Origin of the sequence: Terracoccus luteus, assembly GCF_003635045.1 — a bacterium.
Taxonomy (GTDB): Bacteria; Actinomycetota; Actinomycetes; order Actinomycetales; family Dermatophilaceae; genus Terracoccus; species Terracoccus luteus.
The window spans coordinates 2,698,980-2,721,356 of record NZ_RBXT01000001.1 but is presented as its reverse complement, the minus strand read 5'-3'; the positions used below and the strand labels follow the sequence as shown (position 1 = coordinate 2,721,356).

At 74.5% G+C, this 22,377-nt stretch carries 20 protein-coding genes and 1 tRNA gene; 10 read left to right on the top strand and 11 right to left on the bottom strand.

Annotated elements, in window-relative coordinates; all coding sequences use genetic code 11:
- Nucleotides 1–127: 127 nt before the first annotated feature.
- Complete coding sequence (locus tag DFJ68_RS12360) at nucleotides 128–2,188, bottom strand: MMPL family transporter (RefSeq protein ID WP_121033617.1); 2,061 nt, start codon at nucleotides 2,186–2,188, stop codon at nucleotides 128–130.
- A gap of 180 nt (nucleotides 2,189–2,368) precedes the next feature.
- Here DFJ68_RS12360 and DFJ68_RS12355 point away from each other — a divergent pair, with 180 nt between their 5' ends.
- The gene (locus tag DFJ68_RS12355) at nucleotides 2,369–2,788 is read left to right on the top strand and encodes a MarR family winged helix-turn-helix transcriptional regulator (RefSeq protein ID WP_121033615.1); all 420 of its coding nucleotides are present in this window, start codon (nucleotides 2,369–2,371) and stop codon (nucleotides 2,786–2,788) included.
- 21 nt (nucleotides 2,789–2,809) lie between these two features.
- On the opposite strand, the gene DFJ68_RS12350 is transcribed toward DFJ68_RS12355, so the two are convergent.
- From DFJ68_RS12350 to ddaH, 9 genes are all read right to left on the bottom strand, one after another.
- A complete protein-coding gene (locus tag DFJ68_RS12350; RefSeq protein WP_211333356.1) occupies nucleotides 2,810–3,112 on the bottom strand; it encodes a hypothetical protein in 303 nt (100 codons plus the stop codon).
- 82 nt (nucleotides 3,113–3,194) lie between these two features.
- Entirely contained in the window at nucleotides 3,195–4,007 is an 813-nt protein-coding gene (locus DFJ68_RS12345) for an anti-sigma factor (RefSeq protein ID WP_121033613.1), read from the bottom strand.
- The gene (locus DFJ68_RS12340) at nucleotides 3,994–4,617 is read right to left on the bottom strand and encodes an RNA polymerase sigma factor (protein ID WP_245963621.1); all 624 of its coding nucleotides are present in this window, start codon (nucleotides 4,615–4,617) and stop codon (nucleotides 3,994–3,996) included. Before DFJ68_RS12340 ends, DFJ68_RS12345 begins: the two co-directional genes overlap by 14 nt.
- A 31-nt stretch (nucleotides 4,618–4,648) precedes the next feature.
- Nucleotides 4,649–5,422 carry a class F sortase gene (locus DFJ68_RS12335; protein ID WP_121033609.1) on the bottom strand — a complete coding sequence of 258 codons (774 nt, stop codon included), beginning with the start codon at nucleotides 5,420–5,422 and terminating at the stop codon, nucleotides 4,649–4,651.
- 1 nt (nucleotide 5,423) lies between these two features.
- Complete coding sequence (locus tag DFJ68_RS12330; protein ID WP_121033607.1) at nucleotides 5,424–6,233, bottom strand: DUF4397 domain-containing protein; 810 nt, start codon at nucleotides 6,231–6,233, stop codon at nucleotides 5,424–5,426.
- 150 nt (nucleotides 6,234–6,383) lie between these two features.
- Nucleotides 6,384–7,058, bottom strand: a complete 675-nt coding sequence (locus DFJ68_RS12325) for a fasciclin domain-containing protein (RefSeq protein WP_245963620.1) — start codon at nucleotides 7,056–7,058, stop codon at nucleotides 6,384–6,386.
- Nucleotides 7,059–7,309: 251 nt separating this feature from the next.
- Entirely contained in the window at nucleotides 7,310–8,569 is a 1,260-nt protein-coding gene (locus DFJ68_RS12320) for an NAD(P)/FAD-dependent oxidoreductase (protein WP_121033605.1), read from the bottom strand.
- Between the two features lie 104 nt (nucleotides 8,570–8,673).
- The gene (locus DFJ68_RS12315) at nucleotides 8,674–9,495 is read right to left on the bottom strand and encodes a TspO/MBR family protein (protein ID WP_121033603.1); all 822 of its coding nucleotides are present in this window, start codon (nucleotides 9,493–9,495) and stop codon (nucleotides 8,674–8,676) included.
- A gap of 152 nt (nucleotides 9,496–9,647) precedes the next feature.
- The gene (ddaH, locus tag DFJ68_RS12310; RefSeq protein ID WP_211333355.1) at nucleotides 9,648–10,418 is read right to left on the bottom strand and encodes a dimethylargininase; all 771 of its coding nucleotides are present in this window, start codon (nucleotides 10,416–10,418) and stop codon (nucleotides 9,648–9,650) included.
- A gap of 148 nt (nucleotides 10,419–10,566) precedes the next feature.
- Between ddaH and DFJ68_RS12305 the strand changes: the two genes are divergently transcribed.
- From DFJ68_RS12305 to DFJ68_RS12265, 9 genes are all read left to right on the top strand, one after another.
- Nucleotides 10,567–11,361 carry a MerR family transcriptional regulator gene (locus DFJ68_RS12305; protein WP_211333354.1) on the top strand — a complete coding sequence of 265 codons (795 nt, stop codon included), beginning with the start codon at nucleotides 10,567–10,569 and terminating at the stop codon, nucleotides 11,359–11,361.
- An 89-nt stretch (nucleotides 11,362–11,450) separates the two neighbouring features.
- Entirely contained in the window at nucleotides 11,451–12,434 is a 984-nt protein-coding gene (locus DFJ68_RS12300; RefSeq protein ID WP_121033599.1) for an NAD(P)/FAD-dependent oxidoreductase, read from the top strand.
- A 143-nt stretch (nucleotides 12,435–12,577) separates the two neighbouring features.
- A complete protein-coding gene (locus DFJ68_RS12295; protein ID WP_121033597.1) occupies nucleotides 12,578–13,612 on the top strand; it encodes an aspartate-semialdehyde dehydrogenase in 1,035 nt (344 codons plus the stop codon).
- Nucleotides 13,613–13,701: 89 nt separating this feature from the next.
- Nucleotides 13,702–14,424, top strand: coding sequence for a dTMP kinase (gene tmk, locus DFJ68_RS12290; RefSeq protein ID WP_121033595.1), 723 nt, complete (start codon nucleotides 13,702–13,704; stop codon nucleotides 14,422–14,424).
- Nucleotides 14,421–15,581, top strand: a complete 1,161-nt coding sequence (locus DFJ68_RS12285; RefSeq protein WP_121033593.1) for a DNA polymerase III subunit delta' — start codon at nucleotides 14,421–14,423, stop codon at nucleotides 15,579–15,581. Before tmk ends, DFJ68_RS12285 begins: the two co-directional genes overlap by 4 nt.
- 118 nt (nucleotides 15,582–15,699) lie before the next feature.
- The gene (locus tag DFJ68_RS12280) at nucleotides 15,700–17,310 is read left to right on the top strand and encodes an alpha/beta hydrolase (RefSeq protein WP_245963619.1); all 1,611 of its coding nucleotides are present in this window, start codon (nucleotides 15,700–15,702) and stop codon (nucleotides 17,308–17,310) included.
- Complete coding sequence (locus DFJ68_RS12275; protein ID WP_245963618.1) at nucleotides 17,304–18,941, top strand: alpha/beta hydrolase; 1,638 nt, start codon at nucleotides 17,304–17,306, stop codon at nucleotides 18,939–18,941. The genes DFJ68_RS12280 and DFJ68_RS12275 overlap by 7 nt, the downstream gene beginning before the upstream one ends.
- The gene (locus DFJ68_RS12270) at nucleotides 18,938–20,716 is read left to right on the top strand and encodes an alpha/beta fold hydrolase (protein WP_170165760.1); all 1,779 of its coding nucleotides are present in this window, start codon (nucleotides 18,938–18,940) and stop codon (nucleotides 20,714–20,716) included. The genes DFJ68_RS12275 and DFJ68_RS12270 overlap by 4 nt, the downstream gene beginning before the upstream one ends.
- 66 nt (nucleotides 20,717–20,782) lie before the next feature.
- Nucleotides 20,783–20,856, top strand: a tRNA-Thr gene (locus DFJ68_RS12265).
- Nucleotides 20,857–20,914: 58 nt separating this feature from the next.
- Here the strand turns inward: DFJ68_RS12265 and DFJ68_RS12260 are convergent.
- Complete coding sequence (locus tag DFJ68_RS12260; RefSeq protein ID WP_121033587.1) at nucleotides 20,915–22,165, bottom strand: MFS transporter; 1,251 nt, start codon at nucleotides 22,163–22,165, stop codon at nucleotides 20,915–20,917.
- Nucleotides 22,166–22,377 lie beyond the last annotated feature (212 nt).

Below are 22,377 nucleotides of genomic sequence, written 5' to 3'. Positions count from 1 at the left end.
ATGGGGGAGGGGGCGCCACCGCGACCGACGTCTCGATTCTGCGGCGCCCTCACCGGGCTGTCAAGCCTTTGTCGAGCGTTCGGGACGGTGCCGGACGCCTCGGGAGCGCCCGTCGCCGCGTCGTCGCTCAGGCCTTGCCGGTGCCGGCCTCGTGACGCCCGGGCTGCACGAGCCGGGGCCACCAGAACCGGTCGCCGAGCACGAGCGCGATGGCCGGCACGAGCACGGTGCGCACGACGAGGGTGTCGAGCAGCACGCCGACGCAGATGATGACGCCGATCTGGGCCAGCACGACGAGCGGCAGCACGCCGAGGACGGCGAAGACGGCCGCGAGCAGGATGCCGGCGCTCGTGATGACCCCGCCCGTCGCGGCGAGCCCGCGCAGCATCCCCTCGTGGGCGCCGTGCCGGGCCGACTCCTCACGGGCCCGGCTGACGAGGAAGATGTTGTAGTCGACGCCGAGCGCGACGAGGAAGACGAAGGCGTAGAGCGGCGCGCTGTTGTCCAGGCCCGAGAAGCCGAACACCTGCGTGAAGATCCACCACGACGCGCCGAGGCTGGCCACGAACGTCGCGAGCACCGTGGCGACGAGCACGATCGGCGCGACGACCGAGCGCAGCAGCACGACGAGCGCGAGCAGGACCAGACCCAGCACGACGGGCAGGATGAGGCCGCGGTCGCGGCTGCTCGCGTCGTCCTGGTCGAGGGTCTGCGCCTCGGTGCCGGCGACGTGGGTGCCCGGGTGCACGGCGAGCGCGGCCCGCAGGTCACGCACCGTCTGGGCGGCCGCGTCGGTGCCCGGGCCGGCGGCGAGCACGGCGTCGACCTCGCTCACCCCGCCCTCGGATGCCGTGACGCGGGCCGAGTCGACACCGCGGACGGACTCGGTGGTGGCCTTGACGGCATCCGCCGACGCCGTCGTGACGATGACGGCGGGGTCGGCCGAGCCGGCCGGGAAGGAGCGGCCGAGGCGCTCGCTCGCGGAGATCGCCTCGGGCTTGGTGAGGAACTGGTCGGACTGCGAGAGGCCGACGCTGACGAAGCCGACGCCGGCGCCCATGGCGGCGAGCGCGACGAGGGTGACGGCGATGAAGCGGCGGGGGTGGGCGGCGACGCGGTCGCCCACGCGGCGCCAGAGGGAGTGGCCGTCGGCGAGCGAGCTCTCGCCCTCGCGGGGGATGCGCGGCCAGAAGACCCAGCGACCGAAGAGCACGAGCAGCGCCGGGAGGACGACGAGCACGAAGGCCGCGGCGATGACGACGCCCACGGCGCAGGCGAGGCCGAGGCCGCGGGTCGCCGGGAAGAGCGAGAGCATGAGGGTCAGCAGGCCGAGCACGACCGTGACGGCGCTGGAGACGACCGCCTCGGCGGTGCGGCGCAGCGCGAGGGCCATCGCCTCGTGACGGCTCGCGTGCCGGCGCAGCTCGTCGCGGTAGCGGGAGATGAGCAGCAGGGCGTAGTCGGTACCGGCGCCGAAGACGAGGACAGAGAGGATGCCGATCGTCGACTCGTCCCACGTGACGTCGAGGACGGACAGGACGTGCGTCGAGACGACGGCGGCGAGGCGGTCGGCGACGCCGACGACGGCGAGCGGCACGACCCAGAGGACCGGGCTGCGGTAGGTGATGATGAGCAGCAGCGCGACGACCGTGGCCGTCGCCGCGAGGAGGCGCACGTTGGCGCCGTCGAAGACCGCAGCGAGGTCGGCCTGGATGGCTGCCGGTCCGGTCACCTGGGCGGTGACCCCGTCGGGCAGGTCAGCCCGGGCGGCGGTGCGCAGCTCGCCGACGACGTCGGCGACCCCGGTGGCGTCCGACTGGGCGACGGGGACGACGCCCACGGCGGCGGTGCCGTCCTCGCTGCGCTGCAACGGGATGCGACCGGCATCCGGCAGGGAGGAGAAGCGCTGCTGCAGCGTGGCCAGCTCGGCGCCGCTCAGGGTGCCCGACTCCTTCGCGAAGAGCACGACCGCGGTCGATCCCTCGGCCGCGGGGAGGCGGTCGCGAAGCTGGAGGGCCGCAGCGCTGTCCGAGCCGATGGGCAGGGCGTCGACCGACGTGCTCGTGCGCGTGGCCTCGCCCACGGCCGCGACCGCGGTGAGGGCCCCGGCGAAGGCGACGAGGACGATGACGACCGCCCACCGGGTGCGGGTGATCGTGCGGGTGACACGATCGGCAACTGCGGACACGGGTACCTCCGTTAAGATGCTCAGACGGTTACTCAAGAGATTACTAAGTAGGTGAGTGACATTACCAGTTCAGATCGCACCTCGCGGACCGACGCGAGTGCCGGGGCCGCCGGCCGGCCCGGTCCGCCGTGGCCCGAGGGGGCCAAGCCGACGGCGTCGGCCGGCGCACCGGGCTTCCGCATGAGCCCGTCCCTGGTCGCGCTCCAGGAGCTGGTGAGCCTCGCCGAGACGGTGCCCGCCGCCATGGCCAAGAAGGCGGGGCTCAGCACGTCCGAGCTGCACTCGCTGCGCCACCTCATGCGGGGCCCGATGGGCCCCGTCGAGCTGGCCAAGGCCCTCGGCGTGACCTCGGCCGCGAGCTCGGGCGTCGTGGACCGGCTCGTGGGGCACGGGCACGCCGAGCGGCGCGCCCATCCCGGCGACGGGCGGCGCACCGAGGTCGTCATCACCGACTCCGGCCGCGCCGAGGTCATCGCCCGCCTGCAGCCGATGTTCGCGGGGCTGGCCGAGGTCGACAACGAGCTCGACGACGACCAGCGCGATCTCGTCGAGCGCTACCTCCGCGGCGCGGCGGCGGCGATGCGGGCGCTCGTCGATTGACCGGCCGCGGAGCCGGACGGGTCAGCGCAGGTCGTCGTCGCTGACGCCGATGCGGACCTTGCCCTTCTTCGGGCAGTCGTCCTGGTGGGCGGTGGCGTCCTTGCGGGCCTTCTCGCGTGCGCGACGGGCCGGGCCGGTCCAGTCGCAGCTCTTGCAGTAGCCGAAGGCGAAGGCCCCGTCGTCCTTCGTCACCCGGACGCCGTCGTCGGGCTCGGCGTCGACCTTCTCGATCGTGACCTGGTGGCGACGTCCCCGCTCGTCCTCGACGGTGAGATCGTGGCCTCGACGCGTGAGGAAGCGGGGGATGGCGCGTGGCTTGGCCATGGCAGAGATTGTCACGCAGCGGGCGGACGCCCCGCGAGCCGGGTTGTCAGGCGGGTGGTCAGCCGGGTCGCCGGGGTGGGACTCAGGCGGGCAACGAGCCGCGCAGCAGGCTGTCGCCGGAGTGCGCCGGCTGGTCGTCGAAGTGCTCCTTGGAGATGTCGACGACGGTGTAGCCCTGGTCGATGAGGCTCTGGGTGATCGGGAAGCTCGCGGTCCCCTCGCCGCGGAGCACGCCGACCGACACCATGCGCTTGAGGTCGCGGTTGATGAGCCACACCTCGAGGTAGCCGTCGCCCGCGTCGAGGGGCGTCGTCGTGTCGACGGTGAGGTCGACGCCGGTGCGCGTGCGCACGACGCTCGCCTCACCACCACGCTGCCGGGTGTCGAGGGTGTCGAGGGTCACCTGGGCCACCGTGGTCGGCGCGGTCTGTGCGGGCTCGCGCCACAGCGCCCGCCCGGTGAGCAGGCCGATGACGAGCCCGGCCGCCGCGATCCCGGCCGCCCAGCCCACGAGCCGGGGCGAGCGGGTGCGCTCGCGCCGGGCCGCGAGCTCGTCGGGCTGCGTGCGCGTCGGGGTGGGCGGGGTGGGCGAGGTGGGGCGGGTGGCCGGGGGCAGCCCCGGCTCGGGGTCGCCGCCCACGCCACCGGATGCCGGGCTGTCGAGACGGGCGGCCACGGCCGCCCACACGGTGTCCGGGGAAGGCAGCCACCGGGCATCCTCGGCTGTGGTGTCTCGCAGCAGGTCCGCGACGCGGCGGACGTCGTCGACGGTGGCGCGGCAGCGGTCGCACTCGGCGACGTGCGCGAGCGTGACCCGCTCCGCGTCGCTCGGGTCGCTCGGCGACGTGCCGGCGAAGGCGGCGTCGACGAGCTCGGAGTCGTCAGGGTGTCGCACGTCGCACCTCCTCAAGTCGTCGTCTCAGCTGGGTCAGACCCCGGCGCACGTGGCTCTTCACCGTGCCGAGGGGCAGCTCGAGGGCCCGGGCGATGTCGTCGTGCGAGCGGTCCTCGATGAAAGCCATTCGCAGCACGGTCGCCCGCGGATCGCCGATGCGCTCGAGCTCGTGCACGATGAGCAGCCGTTCGGCCAGGTCGTCGTCGACCGAGGTCGGCCGCGTCACCGACTCGGCCGCCACCGCCTGCAGGTTACGGTGCGCCCGGTACCGCTGGGTGCGCAGGTCCGCGATGCGGTGCTTGGTGATGCCGACGAGCCAGGCGCCGAGCGAGCCGGCCTCCGGTCGCAGGCTGTGCCGGCCGTTCCAGGCCGAGACGAACACCTGCTGGGTGACGTCCTCGGCGTCGTGACGGTCGCCGAGGGCGCGGTAGGCGATGGTGTGCACGAGCGAGCCCCACCGCTCGTACATGGCGGCGAGGGCGTCCTGGGAGCCGGCCGCGAGGTCGGCGGCGAGCCGCGCGCTGTCGTCGTCGACGGGCGGGTCGGTCAGGGCGTCGGGCCGGGTGTCCGCCGGGGCGGGGCCGAGCTCGGGGTCGTCGTGCACGTGCACGGGGCCCACCCTAAAGCAGCGGACGCCGTGCTCAGCGGATCGGTACGGCCACGACAACGACGTTGCGGTCATAGCGGCGACGTTCCTGGTCGAAGGTCCCGCCGCAGGTGACGACGTGCAGGCGCGGGGGGCCGGAGCGGGTGAAGAGGGCGCCGAGGTCGAGCGTCGTCTTCTCGATCGAGTCGACGCTCTCGACGGCGTAGCGGCGGGTCTGGCCTCCGGAGACGACGGTGAGAACGTCGCCGTCGCGCAGGGTGTGCAGCGCGGCGAGCGGACCCACGCCGTAGCCGACGTTGTCGACGTGGGCGGCGAGCACCGCGGCGCCCTGGGCGTCACCGGGTCGAGGCCCGTAGCGGTACCAGCCGACGTCGGCCGGGTCGGGCGCCAGCGCCATCTCGCCGTCACGGGCCACCCCCTCGGGCAGCACCTGCATGTCGATGCCGAGCCGGTCGATGCGGAAGCGCGTCGGCACGGGGGCGGTCGAGGCGGGCGCCTGGGCCAGCGGCCGTCCGAGCAGGGGGGTGGTGCCCGAGCCCCGAGGGACCCGGGCGTCGGGCGATGCCGACGACCCGGCATCCGCCCGCGTGTCACCCGTGGGTGGCACGGCCGGGGAGCTGTCACCGGCCGTGCCACCCCGTGCCGGCGTGGTCGTCGACGTCACCGCCTGGCTCGGATGGGCGAGCGACGGCCCGTGGAGGCCGTCGGCGTTCGCCGCCGGGCGAGTGACCCACGCCGTGAGCGAGCCCGCGAGGAGGGCGGCGGACAGGGCAGCCACCACCCTCCCGCGCGAGCCTGTCGTGCTCATGTCAGCGGGTCGCCTTGCGACGGCTGACGAGCACGACCCCACCGGCGAGGGCAGCCGCCCCCGCGATGGCGAGGTAGCGACCGGCCTCGTTCGAGGCGGCGGCGGCCTGGCCGCTGCCACCCGCGTTGACCCCACCCGGCGCCGAGCTCATGCCGCCGACGACCTGCGTCGCGAGCATGAGGTTCTTGTCGGCCGCGCTGCCCCAGGCGTACACGATGGTGTTCGTGCCCTCCTTGAGGCTGACGTCGGCCGGGCCGATGGCGACGGTGTCGGTGCCCGCGAGCACGACGTCGGCCGAGATGGTGCCGGCCGGGACGACCGCCTTGGCCTCCTTGGGGTTGGTCAGGCCCTTGAGGGCGACCTCGCCGTTGGCGCGGACGTCGACGGCCGGGGCCGCGGCGTCGTGGCGCACGGTCAGGCGGGCCTGGCCGGCCGGGACGCTCGAGGTGTCGTTGACGTAGGGCGTCAGCGCCGGGGCGCCGTCGGCGGTGAGGTGGGCGACGACGGTGATGTTGGCGTCGGCCGGGACGGCGACGTCCTTGGCCTCGACGATGGCCTTGCCGTCGGCTCCGTCACCGGCCGCGACGACCTTGAGGTCGTAGCTGCCCTCGGCGAGCATCACCGGGTCGGTGAGGGTGCCGGGCTTGAAGTCGGTGAGCAGGGCCTTGCCGTTGGCGTAGACGTCGACGGTGGCGCCCGGCACGGCGTGCAGGACGGAGACGGCGGACTCGCCGGCGGCGTGGGCGGTGGTGGCCATGCCAAGGGGGGCGAGGGCGAGCATCGTGACGGCGGCGATACGGACGGTCTTCATGGTGAGGGCTGCCTTTCGGGGCTGTTCTGCGATTTCTCGGGGTGCTGGCACGGCGCCGGGTGGCGGATGCCGGGTGGCGGGGTCCCGGGGGAGCCGCGCCGAGCTGTGGTGCAGGAGTGGTGCAGGTGTGGTGCCGGTGGGCCGGACCGGTCAGAGGTCGGCCGGGCGCATGACGGAGGTGACGCCGTGGGCGATCTGCGCGTTGCCCTTGTTGATGTCGAGCGCCCGGTAGTTGAGGAAGGCGTTGACGTCGTTGGGGTCGGCGTCCTTGAGCTGGACGAGCTTGAGGAAGCGGGAGAGGACGTCGACCTTGATCGTCGCGCCCGGCAGGGCCGTCGTGAGCACGGCGTTGTCGGACTTCAGCGCGGTCTTGGAGTCGATCGTGGCGCCGGGGATGACGTGGTAGAGCAGGACCTGCTCGATGGTGTCGACGCCGACGGCTGCGACGAGGGCGTCGAAGACCTTCTGCTCGGTGCCGTAGCCGCGCTTCGTCAGGTCCTTGGCGAGGCCCTGGAAGGCGCGGTCGCTGGGGAGGAAGGCGGTGAGGGCGACGTCACCCTGGGTCAGCACCTTGACGGGGCTGTCGGGCTTGGCCGCGAGGACCGCGAGCACGGCCTGGGTGAGGATGTCGTAGTCCTGCCAGTTGCCGTCGAACTCGTCGCCGTCGGCGAGCAGCACCTCGGCGAGGCTGGTCGTACCGGTGTCGGAGGCGGCGGTGGCGCGGGTGACGGTCACTGCCGAGGCAGGCGCAGCGAGGGCCGCGGGAACCGCGAGCGCCCCGGCCAGCGCGGCCGTGAGCGGTACGAGGTGGCGCTTCTTCATCATGCGGGGGTCCTTCCTGGGGGAGGGGCCCGTCGTCGGCGACGGTCCTTGCCCCCTCTTCCGCCGCACGCATCAGTTCGGATGCACTTCTGCACAACTTTCTTGAATAAGTTTCTGACGACCCTGTGGCGATGCTGCGAGATGCGGCCACGACCGGGCCTCGCCGCGCGCGCGTCGGAGGCCCGTGGAGGATCGTGGTGGCTGCGTGGCCAGCGACGAACCTCCACCGGCCGGCATCTGATCTCGCGGTGGCGTCAGCCGAGGGCCGTGTGCACCCGTTCGGCGGTGCGGCGGCCCGAGACGAGCGCGCCCTGGATCGAGGGCGTGTCACGGTGGTCGCCGCAGACGAAGCGGCCGTCGCCGAGGTCGACGGGTGAGCGCAGCGGCCGGCCGGCGGGGAAGGCCGGGAGGGCGAGGTCGACGTCGTGCCTCGTGACGACGCGCCAGTCGGTCGTCGGCCTGCCCCACAGGGTCGCGAGGTGGGGACGCACCTGCGCCTCCGACGCCGGTCCCTCGCCGTGCAGCGTCGTCGCCTCGACAAGGTGGCGACCCTGCGGTGCGTAGGTGGGCGCGGCGTTCGTCATGACGGTGGAGTTGACGACGGGTCCGCGCGGGCGGCCGCCCGCGAGCCGGTCCCCGTCGACGGCCACGAGCGGATGCCGGGTGGGCGGCTCGGGTGCCTCGAACCACCACGTCGTCAGCCCGTTCACCGCCGGTGCGGGCAGCGGGGTGAGGTCGGCGGCCGTGAGGGGGTCGGTGGCGACGACGACAGCGCGGGCCGTCGTCGTGGCCCCGGCGGCGCGTACCGTCCAGCCTTCTTCGGCGCGCTCGACCGTCTCGACGGGGCGATCGAGCTGCACGCGGTCGGCGAGGGGGGCGGCGAGCTGCTCGGGCAGCGACTGCATGCCGAGGGCGGGCACCCCCGGCCGGCCGAGGGCGAAGCTGCGCACGAGCAGCCTGACGTAGGTGGCGGAGGTCTCGCCGCGGCTCTCGACGAGGACGCCGTCGAGGAAGCGCTCGAGCACCTCGTGCCGCAGCCGGCCCGTCACGCCCGCGTCGTCGAAGGAGCCGGCGAGCGACCGGTCGCGGCCACGCTTGGAGCGTCCGGGGGCGACGAGGGCCTGCCCGGCCCACCGGGCGAGGGCCACGAGCTCGAGCGGTCGCACGTAGCCGCTGCGCAGCGTCGCGCCGAGCAGCCGGGGCTCGCGCCGGGGGTCGGCCACGGTGACGAGCCTGTCGCCGCGGCGGACGAGCACCCCCGCGCCGAACGAGCGCATCGCCAGCGCGTCGACGTCGACGAGCTGCTCGACCGCCGGGTAGGCCGGGTTGAGCACCTGGAAGCCGCGGTCGCAGCGGAACCCGTCGACGACGTCCGTGCGGACCCGGCCGCCCACGGCATCCGACGCCTCGAGCACGACGACCTCGCGACCGAGCCCGGTGAGGCGGCGGGCGCAGGCCAGCCCGGCGAGGCCCGCACCGACGACGACGACGTCACAGCTGGGGGTGCGGCTCATGCGCCGACCCTAGTTGCCGGGCCCGGGCGACGCCGGTGCGCCGACCCCCTGCCGAGCGACGGCCGGGTGACCACTCGACGGGGGCCAGGCGTCCTCTCGACGGGTCAGGCGGTGGCGGGGGAGCGGCGGCGCGAGGGGGCCTGCGCGACGGCGTCGCCCCGGTGGTACCGCACCGCGGCGGCCACGACGACGACGGCGGCGACGAGGGCGGCCACGGCGGTTGCGGTCGAGCGGGGCTGGTCGGTGAGGCGGCCGACGGCGATCCACGCCAGGCCCCAGGCCATCGCGGCGGCGACGGCCCAGCGGCCGCCGAAGCGCATGGCGAAGAGGACGCCGAGCGCGCCGGCGACGAGCACGACGACGACCGCGGCGACCTGGTCGGCGGTGGCGCCGAGCTGCACCCCCGAGCTGACGAAGGCCGCCGTGACGTTCGCGCACGTGGCGACGGCGACCCAGCCGAGGTAGAGCCCGAAGGTGCCGTCGACGAGCACCTTCTCGACGGTGTCGCGGGCGGGCTCGCGGTGCAGGCGCTGCATGAGCAGGCCGAGCGTGACGGCCAGGGCGAGGATGACGACGACGCTGCCCCAGATCCAGCCCTGCTGGGTGACGAGCAGCCAGCCGGCGTTGAGGACCATCGAGGCCGCGGCGAGCCAGCCGGTCGAGCGGATGCGCTCGCGGGTGGCGTTGCGGGGCAGGAACTGCCAGACGGTGTAGCCGAGCAGGCCGACATAGATCGGCGTCCAGATCGAGAAGGCCGTGGTGGCCGGGGCGACGAGGGTGGCGTCGGCCGACAGCGCACCGCCGGAGGTCGACGACACCTCGGTGCCGAGGACGCCCACGCCGACGAGGGTGCCCACGACGCAGAAGACCTCCGCCAGCACGACGACGATGCGCCGCACCTGGTCGGAACGGGTGAGAGTGCTCATGACGGCTCCTTGGTCTGACGGTTTTCGCTAGGTCGGTTGCTCACCTGCTTAACAACCGTAACAGAGGGCCAGCACCTGTGTCGGCGCCGCCGACCGCCCACCCACCTGCCCACCCGTCGTCCGCCGGAGACGTACCCGGTCGCGCTGCGCCCTCAGCCGCGCAGGCGCACCGACAGGCAGGTGACGCAGCCCTCGAGCTTCTCGAACTCGGATATGTCGACGAGGGTGACGTCGTGTCCGGCGCCCCGCAGCAGGTTGGCGGTCCGCGGCGCGGCCGCCGACATGAGCAGGGACATGCCGCCGAGGAGCACGACGTGCGCTCCGGGTTCCTCCGGGGCGGAGACGAACTCGCGCCACACCGACGGGTCGGCGACGGCCGGCTCCCAGCCGATGGCGGCGCCCAGCGGCAGCATCGTCACGGCCGACTTCAGGTGCAGGGCCCGGGTGCCACGGACCGGGCGCACCGTGACGCGGTGCCCCTCGAGGGCCGCCGCCAGCCGGGCCGCGCCGGCCTCGTCGCTGCGACCGCCGACCCCGACCCACGCGTCTGGCCCGTGCTTGAGGACGTCGCCGCCGTCGAGCGTCGCCGGCGCCTCGACCGCGACCGTCCGGTACCCGAGGCCCTCGAGCACCTCTGCCAGACCGGCCTGCTCCGGCCGCCGCTCGGGTGCCCCCGAGCGGCAGAGGACGGCGACGTCGCCGTGCACCACGACCTGGTCCTCGACGAAGACGCCGTCGGGGCAGTCGTCGGCCGGGGGCGCCTCCACGACCTGCCAGCCGCTGCGCTGCAGCACCGCCACGTACTCCTGCCACTGGCGCAGGGCGAGGTCCGCGTCGACCGACGCCGCTCGCTCGAGGTGCGTGACGATCCCGTCGGCGAGCGAGGGCGACGGGCGGCGGACGAGCGCGAGGCGACGGTGCACGCACCTCACCCTAGGGGGTGGGTGCCGGCCTAGGCTGGGGGCGAGCGGGCCTGCGGGAGTGCGGTTCCCGGCATCCTCGACGTGGCCGTCGTGGACGTGCCTGCCGCCGGCTTGACCCTCACGCGACGTGAGGGGCCACGCTCGTCTCATGACCGGGAGGACGCTGCAGGTGGGCACGACGGTGGAGCCGTTGACGGTGGGCCAGGTGGCCCAGCGGTTCGGCGTCACGGTGCGCACGCTGCACCACTACGACGAGATCGGGCTGCTCGTGCCGAGCGGGCGCACCGCGGCGGGCTACCGCCTCTACACCGGCGACGACCTCGCGCGGCTGCAGCAGGTGGTCGTCTACCGGCGGCTCGAGCTGCCCCTCGACCGCATCGCCGAGCTGCTCGACGGCGGCGAGGACGCGGCCGAGCACCTGCGGCGTCAACGCGCCACGGTCATGTCCCGGCTGGGCGAGCTCACCGAGCTCGTCGCGGCCATCGACCGAGCACTGGAGAGAGAGATGACCGACACCCCCGCCACGACCGACGACCTCAAGGAGCTCTTCGGCGACGGTTTCAAGGACGAGTACCAGCAGGAGGCGCAGGAGCGCTGGGGCGAGACCGACCAGTGGCGCCAGTCGCAGGCGCGCACGAGCCGCTACACGAAGGCCGACTGGGCGCAGGTCAAGCAGGAGGCGGATGCCGTCAACGCCGCCTTCGTCACCGCCAAGCGGTCGGGCGTGCCCGCCGACGGCGACGCCGCGATGGACGCCGCCGAGGCCCACCGTCGCCACATCGAGGAACGGTTCTACGACGTGTCGCACGCCTGGCACCGCAACCTCGCCGAGCTCTACGTCGGCGACCCGCGCTTCACCGCGACGTTCGAGCAGCTCGAGCCCGGGCTCGCGCAGTACGTGCACGACGCCATCGACGCGAACTCGACCCGGCACGGGGCCTGAGCCGCTCCCCGCCGAGGGACGCCCTCCGTCCGCGTCGCCCCGACCGGCCCGACCGGTAGGGGCGACGCCCGACGGGGCATGAGAGCCCCATGCAGTCGCAGCGCACGCAGTCGGTGGTCGTCGTCGGGGCCGGGATCTCGGGCCTCGCGTGCGCGCGGGTCGTCGCGGATGCCGGTCACGACGTCACGGTGCTCGACCGCGGTCGCCGACCGGGTGGCCGCCTCGGCCAGCGCACCGTCGACGGTCACGCCATCGATACCGGGGCCTCGTACTTCACGGTCTCCCACGACCGCTTCCGCGCCGTCGTCGACGACTGGCACGGGCGCGACCTCGCCCGTCCGTGGACCGACACGTTCGACGTCGTCGACGACGGGGCGTTCGGTGAGCCCAAGCAGGGCGCCATGCGGTGGTCCGGCCCGCAGGGGCTGCGGGCCCTCGCCGACGACCTCGCGACCGGCCTCGACGTCCGCCAGGAGACGGCCCTGCACGTGACGCGCGACGGGGAGGCCCTCCTCGTCGACGGCCGACGGGCCGCGGTCGTCGTGCTGGCGATGCCCGACCCCCAGGCGCGACGACTGCTCGACGACACCCTCGAGTCGACGGCGCAGCTGACCGACGACTTCGAGCCGACCCTCGCCCTGCTCGCCGGCTGGGGCGAGCGGCTCTGGGAGCGAACGCATCCCGACTTCGACGGTGCCTTCGTCAACGGCGACGACACCCTGTCGTGGATCGCCGACGACGGTCGCCGGCGCGGTGACGGCGCCGCCGTCCTCGTCGCGCACTCGACCGTCGACGTGGCTCGGGCCAACCTCGACCACCCCGACGCGGCCGCACCGGCGCTGCTGGCCGCGCTGACCGGCATCCTCGGCGTCGACATGGCCCCGGAGTGGTCACGCGTGCAGCGCTGGAGCTTCGCGCACCCGGCGTCGTCGCGCGACCGCACGCACCACCTCGGCGACGACGGCGTCGGGCTGTGCGGCGACTCGTGGTCGGACAAGCCGCGGGTCGAGGCCGCCTGGCTGTCGGGCGCCGAGCTCGGCGACGCGATCGTCGCCCGCCTCGCCCACCCCTGACCCCACCCCGCCCACCCCCGTCGAAAGGCCAGATAGAGGTCGCCGAAAGGCCAACCGGCGGCGTGCGACCGCCCCGCCCGAACCGCTGACCGACAGGTGAACGAGCGCCGGTCGCCCCGCATGGGCCGCCGTACGCTGGGCCCATGCGAGTCGGAGTCTTCGGTGCCACAGGTCAGGTCGGCCGCGTCATGCGCACGCTGCTCGAGGAGCGTGACTTCCCGATCACGTCGGTGCGCTTCTTCGCGTCGTCGCGATCGGCCGGGACGACCCTGCCGTTCAAGGGCGAGGACGTCGTCGTCGAGGACTCCGCCACGGCCGACTTCTCCGGCATCGACATCGCCCTCTTCAGCAACGGCGGCGCGGCCTCGAAGGAGCTCGCGCCGAAGGTGGCCGCCGCCGGGGCCACCGTCATCGACAACTCGAGCGCCTGGCGCAAGGACCCCGACGTGCCCCTCGTCGTCTCGGAGGTCAACGCCGCCGACCTCGACGACATCCCCAAGGGCATCGTCGCCAACCCCAACTGCACGACGATGGCCGCGATGCCGGTGCTCAAGCCGTTGCACGACAAGGCCGGTCTCGTGCGCCTGCACGTGAGCAGCTACCAGGCCGTGTCGGGCTCGGGCGGCGCCGGCGTCCAGGAGCTCGACTCCCAGCTGCGCGGCGGCTACGCGGCTGGCGACCCGCGCGACCTCGCGCTCGACGGCCGCTCGGTCGCCGTGCCCCCGCCGAACGTCTACGCCGTCTCGGTCGGCTTCAACGTCGTGCCACTCGCGGGCTCGATCGTCGACGACGGCTCGCTCGAGACCGACGAGGAGCAGAAGCTGCGCAACGAGTCGCGCAAGATCCTGCACGCCCCCGACCTGCGCGTCTCGGGCACCTGCGTGCGCGTGCCCGTCTTCTCGGGCCACAGCCTCGCCATCCACGCCGAGTTCGCCGACGACATCTCCGTCGAGGAGGCGCTCGACCTGCTCGAGAACGCCCCCGGCGTCGTCGTCACCGACGTGCCCAACCCGCTCGAGGCCACCGGCCGTGACGAGGTCTTCGTCGGCCGGGTCCGCGCCGACCAGGCCGCGCCCGAGGGCAAGGGCCTCGTCCTCTTCGTCGTCGGCGACAACCTGCGCAAGGGCGCCGCCCTCAACGCGGTGCAGATCGCGGAGGAGCTCGTCGCCCGCCGCTGACGGCCCGGTCGCGCCGTCCGTACACCGGTGGGTGGACCGCCCGTGCACGGCCCCGCGCCGTGTCGGCGCGCTCGCATAGGCTGCCGCCCGTGACCGACAGCGAGCCCGCACCCCCGTCGACCGGGCCGTTCCCGGTCGAGGGCACGGATGCCGGGTCGCCCGTCACCACGTCGCCCGGCCTCTTCGTGTGCTTCGAGGGCGGCGACGGCGCGGGCAAGTCGACGCAGGTGCGGCTGCTGGCCGACGCCCTCACCGCCCGCGGCCACGAGGTCGTCGTCACCCGCCAGCCCGGCGGCACCGAGCTCGGCGCCCGCATCCGTGACCTCGTGCTGCACGGCGACCACGTCGCACCCCGGGCCGAGGCGCTGCTCTTCGCCGCCGACAAGGCCCACCACGTCGACGAGCTGATCCGCCCCGCCCTGCGGGCCGGTCGCGTCGTCGTCACCGACCGCTACACCGACAGCTCGATCGCCTACCAGGGGGCCGGCCGCGACCTCGGCGCGGGCGAGATCCGGGCCCTGCAGCACTGGGCCGTCGGCGGCCTGCTGCCCGACCTCACCATCGTGCTCGACGTGCCCGCCTCCGTCGGCCGCGCCCGGCGCGGCGCCGAGCACGACCGCCTCGAGTCCGAGGCCGACGCCTTCCACGAGGCCGTCCGCCGGGGCTTCCTCGCCCTCGCCGCGCAGGATGCCGGTCGGTACCTCGTCGTCGACGCCACGTCACCGGTACGCGACCTGCACGAGCAGGTGCTCGCCCGCGTCGACGCGGCGCTGGCCGCCCGACCCGCACCGACCCGGGCGGAGGCGCCGTGAGCGTCTGGGACGACCTCGTCGGGCAGGAGCCCACCGTCGAGACGCTGTCCCGGGCGGCCACCGACGAGGCATCGATGACCCACGCCTGGCTCTTCACCGGCCCTCCCGGCTCGGGCCGCTCGACCGCCGCCCGGGCGTTCGCGGCGGCGCTGCAGTGCCCCCGGGGCGGCTGCGGGGAGTGCCGCGAGTGCCGCACCGCCCTCGACGGCACCCACGCCGACGTCGAGGTCGTGGCGACCGAGGGCCTGTCGATCAAGGTGTCGCAGATGCGCGACCTCGTGCAGGAGGCGGCGCTGCGCCCGTCCGTGGGCCGGTGGCGCGTCATCATCATCGAGGACGCCGACCGCCTCACCGCCTACAGCGACGCCCCGGCCAACGCCCTGCTCAAGGCGCTCGAGGAGCCGACGCCGCGCACGGTCTGGATGCTCTGCGCGCCGAGCCTCGAGGACGTCATCATCACGCTGCGCTCGCGGTCGCGGCACGTGCGGCTGCGCACGCCCCCGGTGCACGCGGTCGCCGACCTGCTGCAGCGCCGAGACGGGGTCGACCCGGCGATGGCCCTCTACGCCGCCCGCGCGGCCCAGTCTCACATCGGGCTGGCCCGGCGGCTGGCCCGCGACGAGGGCGCCCGCATCCGCCGCCGCGACGTCGTCTCGCTCGCCACCCGCATCGTCGGGGTGGGCGACGCGATCGGTGCCGCTGCCGACCTCGCGCAGATCGCCGACGAGGAGTCGAGCGCGAGCGGGGCCGAGCGTGACGCCGCCGAGCGGGCCCACCTGCTCGAGGTGCTCGGCGCCGACCCGGCCGCCCGCACGCAGCCGCCGCACATCCGCTCGCAGCTGACCGCGCTCGAGAAGGAGCAGAAGACCCGGGCCACCCGGTTCGGGCGCGACGTCGTCGACCGCGCGCTCGTCGACCTCGCGTCGGTGTACCGCGACGCCCTCGTGCTCGCCCTCGGGTCGACCGTCGAGCTCGTCAACCAGGACGCCATCGACCGGGTGCGGGCCCTGGCCCGGGTGTTCACCGCCGAGGCGCTGCTGGGCTGCCTCGACGCCATCGCCGAGGCGCGCGACCGCATCAACGCCAACGTCCCCCCGCTGCTCGCCCTCGAAGCGATGGCGCTGCAGCTGCGGGTGCCCCGCGACCTCGGGGCCTGACCCCGCCGGAGCCCGCGGAGGCCCCCTGAGCCGGGACGAGGCTGCGGAACGGTCACGACCGTGGGTGCACCCACTCGCGGGACGGGTGCTGTCGGCATCCCGGGTTACCGTGTGCGCCATGAGGCGCCGCGTGCTCGACCCGACCCCCCACGGCGCCCGGCGCCCGGTGCCGGGTCCGCGGGCGCCGCGGGGCCTGCGGGGCCTGCGGGGCCTGCGGGGCCTGCGGGCGATGGCCGCGGTCGTCGCGCTCCTGCTCGTCGGGGCCTGCACGACGGGCGGGCCCACCCCGGTGGCGCCCACCGTCAGCGCGTCCGCGACCGAAGCCCCGGCTGCCGACCTCGCGGGCTACTACGGGCAGCGGCTGACGTGGAGCGGGTGCTCGTCCTTCGAGTGCGCGAAGCTGCGGGTGCCGGTCGACTACGCCGACCCCGCGAGCGGTGACATCGAGCTCGCCCTGCTGCGGGTCAGGGCGTCCGACCAGGGCAAGCGGCTGGGCTCCCTCGTCGTCAACCCCGGCGGGCCGGGCGGCTCCGGCGTCGACTACGCCGCGGCGGCCGACCGCATCGTCGGCCAGTCGGTGCGCCGGTACTTCGACGTCGTCGGCTTCGACCCCCGGGGCGTGGGCCGGTCGGCCCCGATCGACTGCCTCGACGACAGCCAGATGGACACCTTCCTGAGCACCGACCCGACGCCCGACGACGCCGCCGAGCAGCAGCAGCTGCTCGGTGAGGCGAAGCGCATGGCGAACGGCTGCGAGCAGAAGAACCCGACGCTGCTGCCGCACGTCAGCACCGTCGACGCCGCCAAGGACATGGACGTGCTGCGGGCGGCCCTCGGCGACGCCCAGCTGAACTACCTCGGCAAGTCGTACGGCACCTTCCTCGGCTCGACGTACGCCGACCTCTTCCCGAAGCGGGTCGGCCGGTTCGTGCTCGACGGCGTCGTGCCGCCCGACCTCACCAGCGCCGAGATGGGCGAGGGGCAGGCCCGCGGCTTCGAGCTCGCCACCCGCGCCTACGTGCGGTCGTGCATCGACGACGGCGACTGCCTGCTCGGCGACACCGTCGACGGCGGCATGCAGTGGATCCGCGACTTCCTCGCCCGGGTCGACCGCGACCCGCTGCCCACCGGTGACACCGCCGTGCCCGAGCTCAACGAGGCGTGGGCCTCGCTCGGCCTCGGTCAGGCCCTCTACGACGAGGGCTCGTGGGGCATCCTCACCGACGCGCTGCGCGAGGCGTCGAACGGCAACGGCGCCGGCCTCATGGCCCTCGCCGACCAGTACGCCGACCGCGACCCCGGTGGCCGCTACACCGGCAACCTCCTCGAGGTCATCTACGCCGTCAACTGCCTCGACCGCCCCGACAGCCCCGACCTCGCGGCCTACGAGGGCTACGCCGAGGAGTTCGCCAAGAGCGCGCCGACGTGGGGCCCGATGCTCGCCTGGGGGGCCCTGCCGTGCGGCGAGTGGCCCGTCACGGGCGGCACCCCGCCGCACGAGATCCACGCGGAGGGCAGCAACACCATCGTCGTCGTCGGCACGACCCGCGACCCCGCGACGATCTACGAGTGGAGCAAGCGCCTGCGCGACCAGCTGGCCGACGCGACGCTGCTGACCCGCGACGGTGACGGCCACACCGCCTACATGCGCGGCAACTCGTGCATCGACGACGCCATCGACGCCTACTACGTGCAGGGCACCGCTCCCGAGGACGGCACGACGTGCTGACCGGCCCGCCGCCGACGACCCCCGCGGGGTCCGCCCGGCGCCCTGTCGTCGCCTCGCTCGTCGTCCTGGGCCTCGTACTCGTCACGGCGCTCACGGTGTGGGGGCTGTCCGGCCGCGGGGCGACCAACCCGTCGACGACGGCCGCGGCGCCCGCCGTGACGTCCGGCAGCACCGGTGCACCGGGTCCCGCCGCCCCGGGGGCGCCGGGCGACCACGACGCCGCCCTCGACGCCTTCTACACGCAGTCGCTCTCGTGGTCGGCCTGCGACGGGCAGACCAGCGACCTGTGCGGCACCGCCGAGGTACCGGTCGACTACGCCCGCCCCACCGGGGACCGGTTCGGGCTCGCGCTGCGCAAGGTGCCGGCATCCGACCCCGCGAAGCGGCTCGGCACGCTCTTCATCAACCCCGGCGGCCCGGGGGGCTCCGGGCTCGAGTACGCGCAGTACGCCCAGTTCGTCTTCAGCGACGAGATCCGCGCCCACTACGACATCGTCGGCTTCGACCCCCGTGGCATCGGCGAGTCCGACCCGGTCGGCTGCCTCACCGATGCCGACATGGACCTCCTCTTCGCCGACGACCCGACCCCTGACACCGCGGCCGAGAGGGCGAAGCTACTGGCCGACGCCGACGCGGTCACCGCCCGGTGCGCGGCCTCGGGGGGTGAGCGGGCACTGCACATGAGCACAGCCGAGGTGGCCCGCGACCTCGACGTGCTGCGCTCGCTCGTCGGCGACGCGCGGCTCAACTTCTTCGGGGTCAGCTACGGCACCTTCCTCGGCGCCACCTACGCCGACCTCTTCCCGGCCACGGTGGGTCGGTTCGTGCTCGACTCGGCCCTGTCGCCGAACCAGACCGAGACCCAGGAGATGACCTACGACATCCAGGGCTTCGAGTCGTCCATCGACGCCTTCATCGACTGGTGCGTCGCCCGGTCCGACTGCGCCCTCGGGCGCGACCGGGCGGCCGCGCGTGGCGAGCTCGTCGACCTGCTCGACCGCGTCGAGCGCACCGGGCTCAAGACGGCCAAGCCCGGCCTGACCACCATCGGCGAGGGCTGGGCGAGCTTCGCCGTCTTCATGTGTCTCTACTCCGACCAGAGCTGGCCGACCCTCAACGAGGGGCTGGCGCAGGCCCGCACCGGTCAGGGCGACATCCTGCTCGCCCGCGCCATGAGCGTCGTCGAGCGCAGCGCGACCGGGCGCTACGCGCCCTCGACCTACCTGCAGGCGATGATCCCCGTGCGCTGCGCCGACTGGCCCCGCACCCCCGACACCCCGGCGCTCTCCGCCGCGCGGGCCACGGCCCAGCGCGAGCACCCGTTGTGGGCGCGCATGACCGGCCTGCTCTACGACACCTGCCGCACGTGGCCCGCGGCCGGCCGGACGCCGAAGGGTGCCACCCTCGCCACCGGCGCCGCTCCCATCCTCGTCATCGGCAACCTCCGTGACCCGGCCACGCCCATCGGGGGCACGAAGCAGCTCGCCGCCGACCTCGACTCCGGGGTGCTGGTCACCTCCGACCACGACGGCCACGGCACGTACCTCACCGGCAGCTCGTGCGTCGACGGTGCCGTCGACGCCTACCTCACGGCCGGCACCGTGCCCCGCGACGGGCTGGCCTGCCGGTGACCGGGCCCACGTCGGCGGCCCGCGCCGAACGTACGGCCGACCGGCGCCGGGGCGGGCTCGTCGCCCTGACCTCCGTCGTCGTGCTCGGCGCCCTCGTCGCGCTCGCGACCGGTGGTCCCGGTAGTGCCGGTGGCCAGGTGGATGCCGGTCGGCCGGCTTCGGGGACGACGAGCGGGCCCACCGGGGCGGGATCGGCGACCAGCCCCGCGACCACGGACCCGACCGACCCGTCCGCGCCGTGGAAGACCCCGCCGCAGCAGGCCGCCTTCGTGCCGAGCGGCGGCGTCGCCCCCGAGCCGGCCCAGCTGCGCGCGTTCTACGGCCAGCGCCTCGCCTGGGGCGACTGCCCCGACGACGACTACGAGTACGCCGACCCCGACGACGAGGGGGCCGGCCACGACTGCGCGACGGTGCGGGTGCCGGTCGACTACGACCGGCCCACCGGCGCGAGCCTGCAGGTGGCCCTGCACCGGGCGCCCGCCTCCGACCCCGCCGCACGCCTCGGCACGCTCTTCGTCAACCCCGGCGGGCCGGGGGAGTCCGGCATCGACCTCGCCGCCGACGCCGCGTCGTACTTCGGCCCCGACGTGCTGGCCCGGTGGGACGTCGTCGGCTTCGACCCTCGCGGCATCGGGCGGTCGGGCGGCTTCGACTGCCTCACCGACGCCGACCTCGACGCGCAGCACGCCGCCGACCCGACGCCCGACTCCGCCGCCGAGGTCACGGCCGTCGCGAAGGCGGCCTCCGACCGGCTGCGGGGGTGCCTCCGGCGTGGGGGTGACCTCGCCCGCAACATGGGCAGCGAGTGGGTGGCGCGCGACCTCGACATCATGCGGTCGGCCGTCGGTGACACGCGCCTCGGCTACCTCGGCATCAGCTACGGCACGTTCATCGGTGCCGAGTACGCCCACCTCTTCCCGACCCGCGTGGGGCACGTCGTGCTCGACTCGGCCGCGCCCTTCTCGGGTACCGGCACCATCGGCGACCCGCTGCAGTCGCGCGTCGACGCCGAGGCCGCCGGCTACGCGGCGGTCTTCGACGACGCCCTCGACGAGCTGGCGTCCTCCTGCGTCGACTACGACAGCTGCTCCCTCGGTGACACCCGGGAGCGGCTGGAGCAGCGGCTGGTCGCCTTCGTCGACGACCTCGAGAAGCGCCCGTTGCCGACCGAGGACGAGGTCCTGCCGAGGCTGACCCAGGGCTGGGCGGCGACCGCCATCGAGCGCGGCCTCGACGACCCCGAGTCGTGGAGCGAGCTCGTCCCCGCCCTCCAGGAGGCGGTCGAGCAGGGTGACGGGGTCTCCCTCGCCGAGTTCGCGACCTGGATGGTCGAGCGCGACGACGAGGGCGCCTACCGCTCGCCCAGCTTCGAGCGCAACGCCCTGCCGGTGCTGTGCTCCGACTGGCCCAGGTCCGGCTGGGACGCCCTGTCGCCGAGCAGCACCGTGCGCGAGTCGCACCCGCTGTGGGCCCGGGTGGCGCTCGGCCACGGCGCGAGCTGCGACGGCTGGACCGGCAAGGTGCGCAACCAGCCGTACGTCGGCTCGAGCCCGTCCGCGCCCGTGCTCGTCATCGGCAACGAGCGCGACCCCGTCACCCCCATCGAGGACACCGCCTACCTCGCCAAGCTCTTCGACGACTCCCGCTACGTCGACGTCGACGCCGAGGGACACGGTGCCTACGCCAACGGCACGCCCTGCGCCGACCGGGTCGTCGACGACTTCCTCAGCCGCTCGCTCGCGCCCCAGGACGGCTACGTCTGCGCCGCCCGTTGAGCGTCGGAGGCCGATTTCTCACGGCCGCCGGGCCCTGCGTATACTCGCAGCCGGGCTCACCCCCGCGCCGCTTTAGCTCAGTCGGCCAGAGCGATTCACTCGTAATGAATAGGTCATCGGTTCGATTCCGATAAGCGGCTCAGACGACGCCCCCCGGGTCTCCCGGGGGGCGTTTCTGCGTCCCTGTCGAGGGGGCGGTCAGGCGGCCGCCGAGGCCGGCGGCGCGGCATCCTCGGCGGAGTGGCGCAGCGCCCGGGTGAGCACGCGGTGGGTCGCCCACGACAGCACGACGGCGAGCACCGCGGCGCCGACCGTCACCGCGTAGGCGGGGCGGTGCCCGCCGAGGTCGGCGAGGCGACCGGCGAGCGCCGCGCCGAGGGCGTAGCCGAGCCCGGTGGCGGCGGCCAGCACCGTCATGGCGGCACCGGTGCGCGCCGGCGGGCTGACCCGCTCGCCGAGCGTGAACGTCGTGATCATGTACGGCGCCACGCTGCACCCGAGCACGAGCAGCACCGGCACGAGCGCGCCCAGCGAGCCGACGAGCAGCAGCGGGGCGGCGAGCACGAGCAGGGCGAGGGCGAACCAGCGCAGCCGGTCGGGCAGGGCGAAGGATGCCGGGAGGCCGGCCATCGCGAGCCCCGCGGCCACGCTGCCCACCCCGAGCAGGGCGTGGAAGTAGCCCGTGGCGCCGGGCTGTCCCGCCGCGGTGGCGAGGACCGTCGTGCCGGTCTGCACCGAGCCGAAGACCGCCCCGATGACGAGCTGGGCCCCGCACAGCGCCAGCAGCGCCGGCGTGAGCAGTCGCCCGGCGACGCCCGACGCGGCCCGGGTCGCCACGTGCGTGAGGCGGGCGGTGTCGTGGACGGCGAACCACGTGCCGAAGACGGCGAGGCCGGCGGCGGCGGCGACGAGCGCCGCGCTGGGGTTGACCGCCGACACGGCCAGCCCGACGAGGGCCGGCCCGAGCACGAACGACGCCTCGTCGGCGGCGCCCTCGTACGAGAAGGCGGCGTCGACGAGGCGGGGCTGGGCCGCCCCCGAGCGGGCGGTGATGGGGCGCCACCGCACCCGGGCCAGCGGACCGATCTGGGGGAGCAGGAGGCCGGCGACCGCGCTGGCGACGGCGGCCACGCCCCACGGCATCCGGGCGTGCACGACGAGGAGCAGGACGGCGATGGCGACCGCCCCGGCGAGGGACTGCACGGCGACGACCCGCCGCTGGCCGACGCGGTCGGCGCGCCCGCCCCAGAAGGTGGCGCCGAGGGCGTTGGCGACGGCGAGGGCTCCGGCGCAGAAGCCGCCGGCGCCGTAGCTGCCGGTGGCGTCGGTGACGAGCAGGAGCGTGCCGAGCTGGCTCATGGCCAGGGGCAGGCGGGCGAGGAAGGCGACGACGACGTACGTCGCGCCGGTGAGGCCGAACAGTCGGCGGTAGCTGTCGATGGGTGACACGGGCGGCTCCGGTCCTGTCGCGGGGTACGCGAGAGCGGGTGCGCACCTACCCGCCCAACAGGTGACGCCGGATCCCTGAGCTGGCCCCAGTCTACGAGCCGGCCGCGGCGCGGCGCAAAGGTCGCCGAGCACCGGTGGTGTGGACGGGAGCGGGTGGTTACTGGCCGGTCCTCGGACTCGACGCGACCCGGCATCCGAGTCGTGGGACCATA

Bases quoted from the DNA above. Each gene is read 5' to 3' on its own strand.
- DFJ68_RS12295 (WP_121033597.1), top strand. From the start codon at position 12,578: ATGCGAGTCGGAGTCTTCGGTGCCACAGGTCAGGTCGGCCGCGTCATG.
- DFJ68_RS12325 (WP_245963620.1), bottom strand. From the start codon at position 7,058: ATGATGAAGAAGCGCCACCTCGTACCGCTCACGGCCGCGCTGGCCGGG.
- DFJ68_RS12280 (WP_245963619.1), top strand. From the start codon at position 15,700: ATGAGGCGCCGCGTGCTCGACCCGACCCCCCACGGCGCCCGGCGCCCG.
- DFJ68_RS12315 (WP_121033603.1), bottom strand. From the start codon at position 9,495: ATGAGCACTCTCACCCGTTCCGACCAGGTGCGGCGCATCGTCGTCGTG.
- DFJ68_RS12330 (WP_121033607.1), bottom strand. From the start codon at position 6,233: ATGAAGACCGTCCGTATCGCCGCCGTCACGATGCTCGCCCTCGCCCCC.
- DFJ68_RS12300 (WP_121033599.1), top strand. From the start codon at position 11,451: ATGCAGTCGCAGCGCACGCAGTCGGTGGTCGTCGTCGGGGCCGGGATC.
- DFJ68_RS12320 (WP_121033605.1), bottom strand. From the start codon at position 8,569: ATGAGCCGCACCCCCAGCTGTGACGTCGTCGTCGTCGGTGCGGGCCTC.
- DFJ68_RS12350 (WP_211333356.1), bottom strand. From the start codon at position 3,112: ATGGCCAAGCCACGCGCCATCCCCCGCTTCCTCACGCGTCGAGGCCAC.
- DFJ68_RS12355 (WP_121033615.1), top strand. From the start codon at position 2,369: ATGAGCCCGTCCCTGGTCGCGCTCCAGGAGCTGGTGAGCCTCGCCGAG.
- DFJ68_RS12335 (WP_121033609.1), bottom strand. From the start codon at position 5,422: ATGAGCACGACAGGCTCGCGCGGGAGGGTGGTGGCTGCCCTGTCCGCC.
- DFJ68_RS12305 (WP_211333354.1), top strand. From the start codon at position 10,567: ATGACCGGGAGGACGCTGCAGGTGGGCACGACGGTGGAGCCGTTGACG.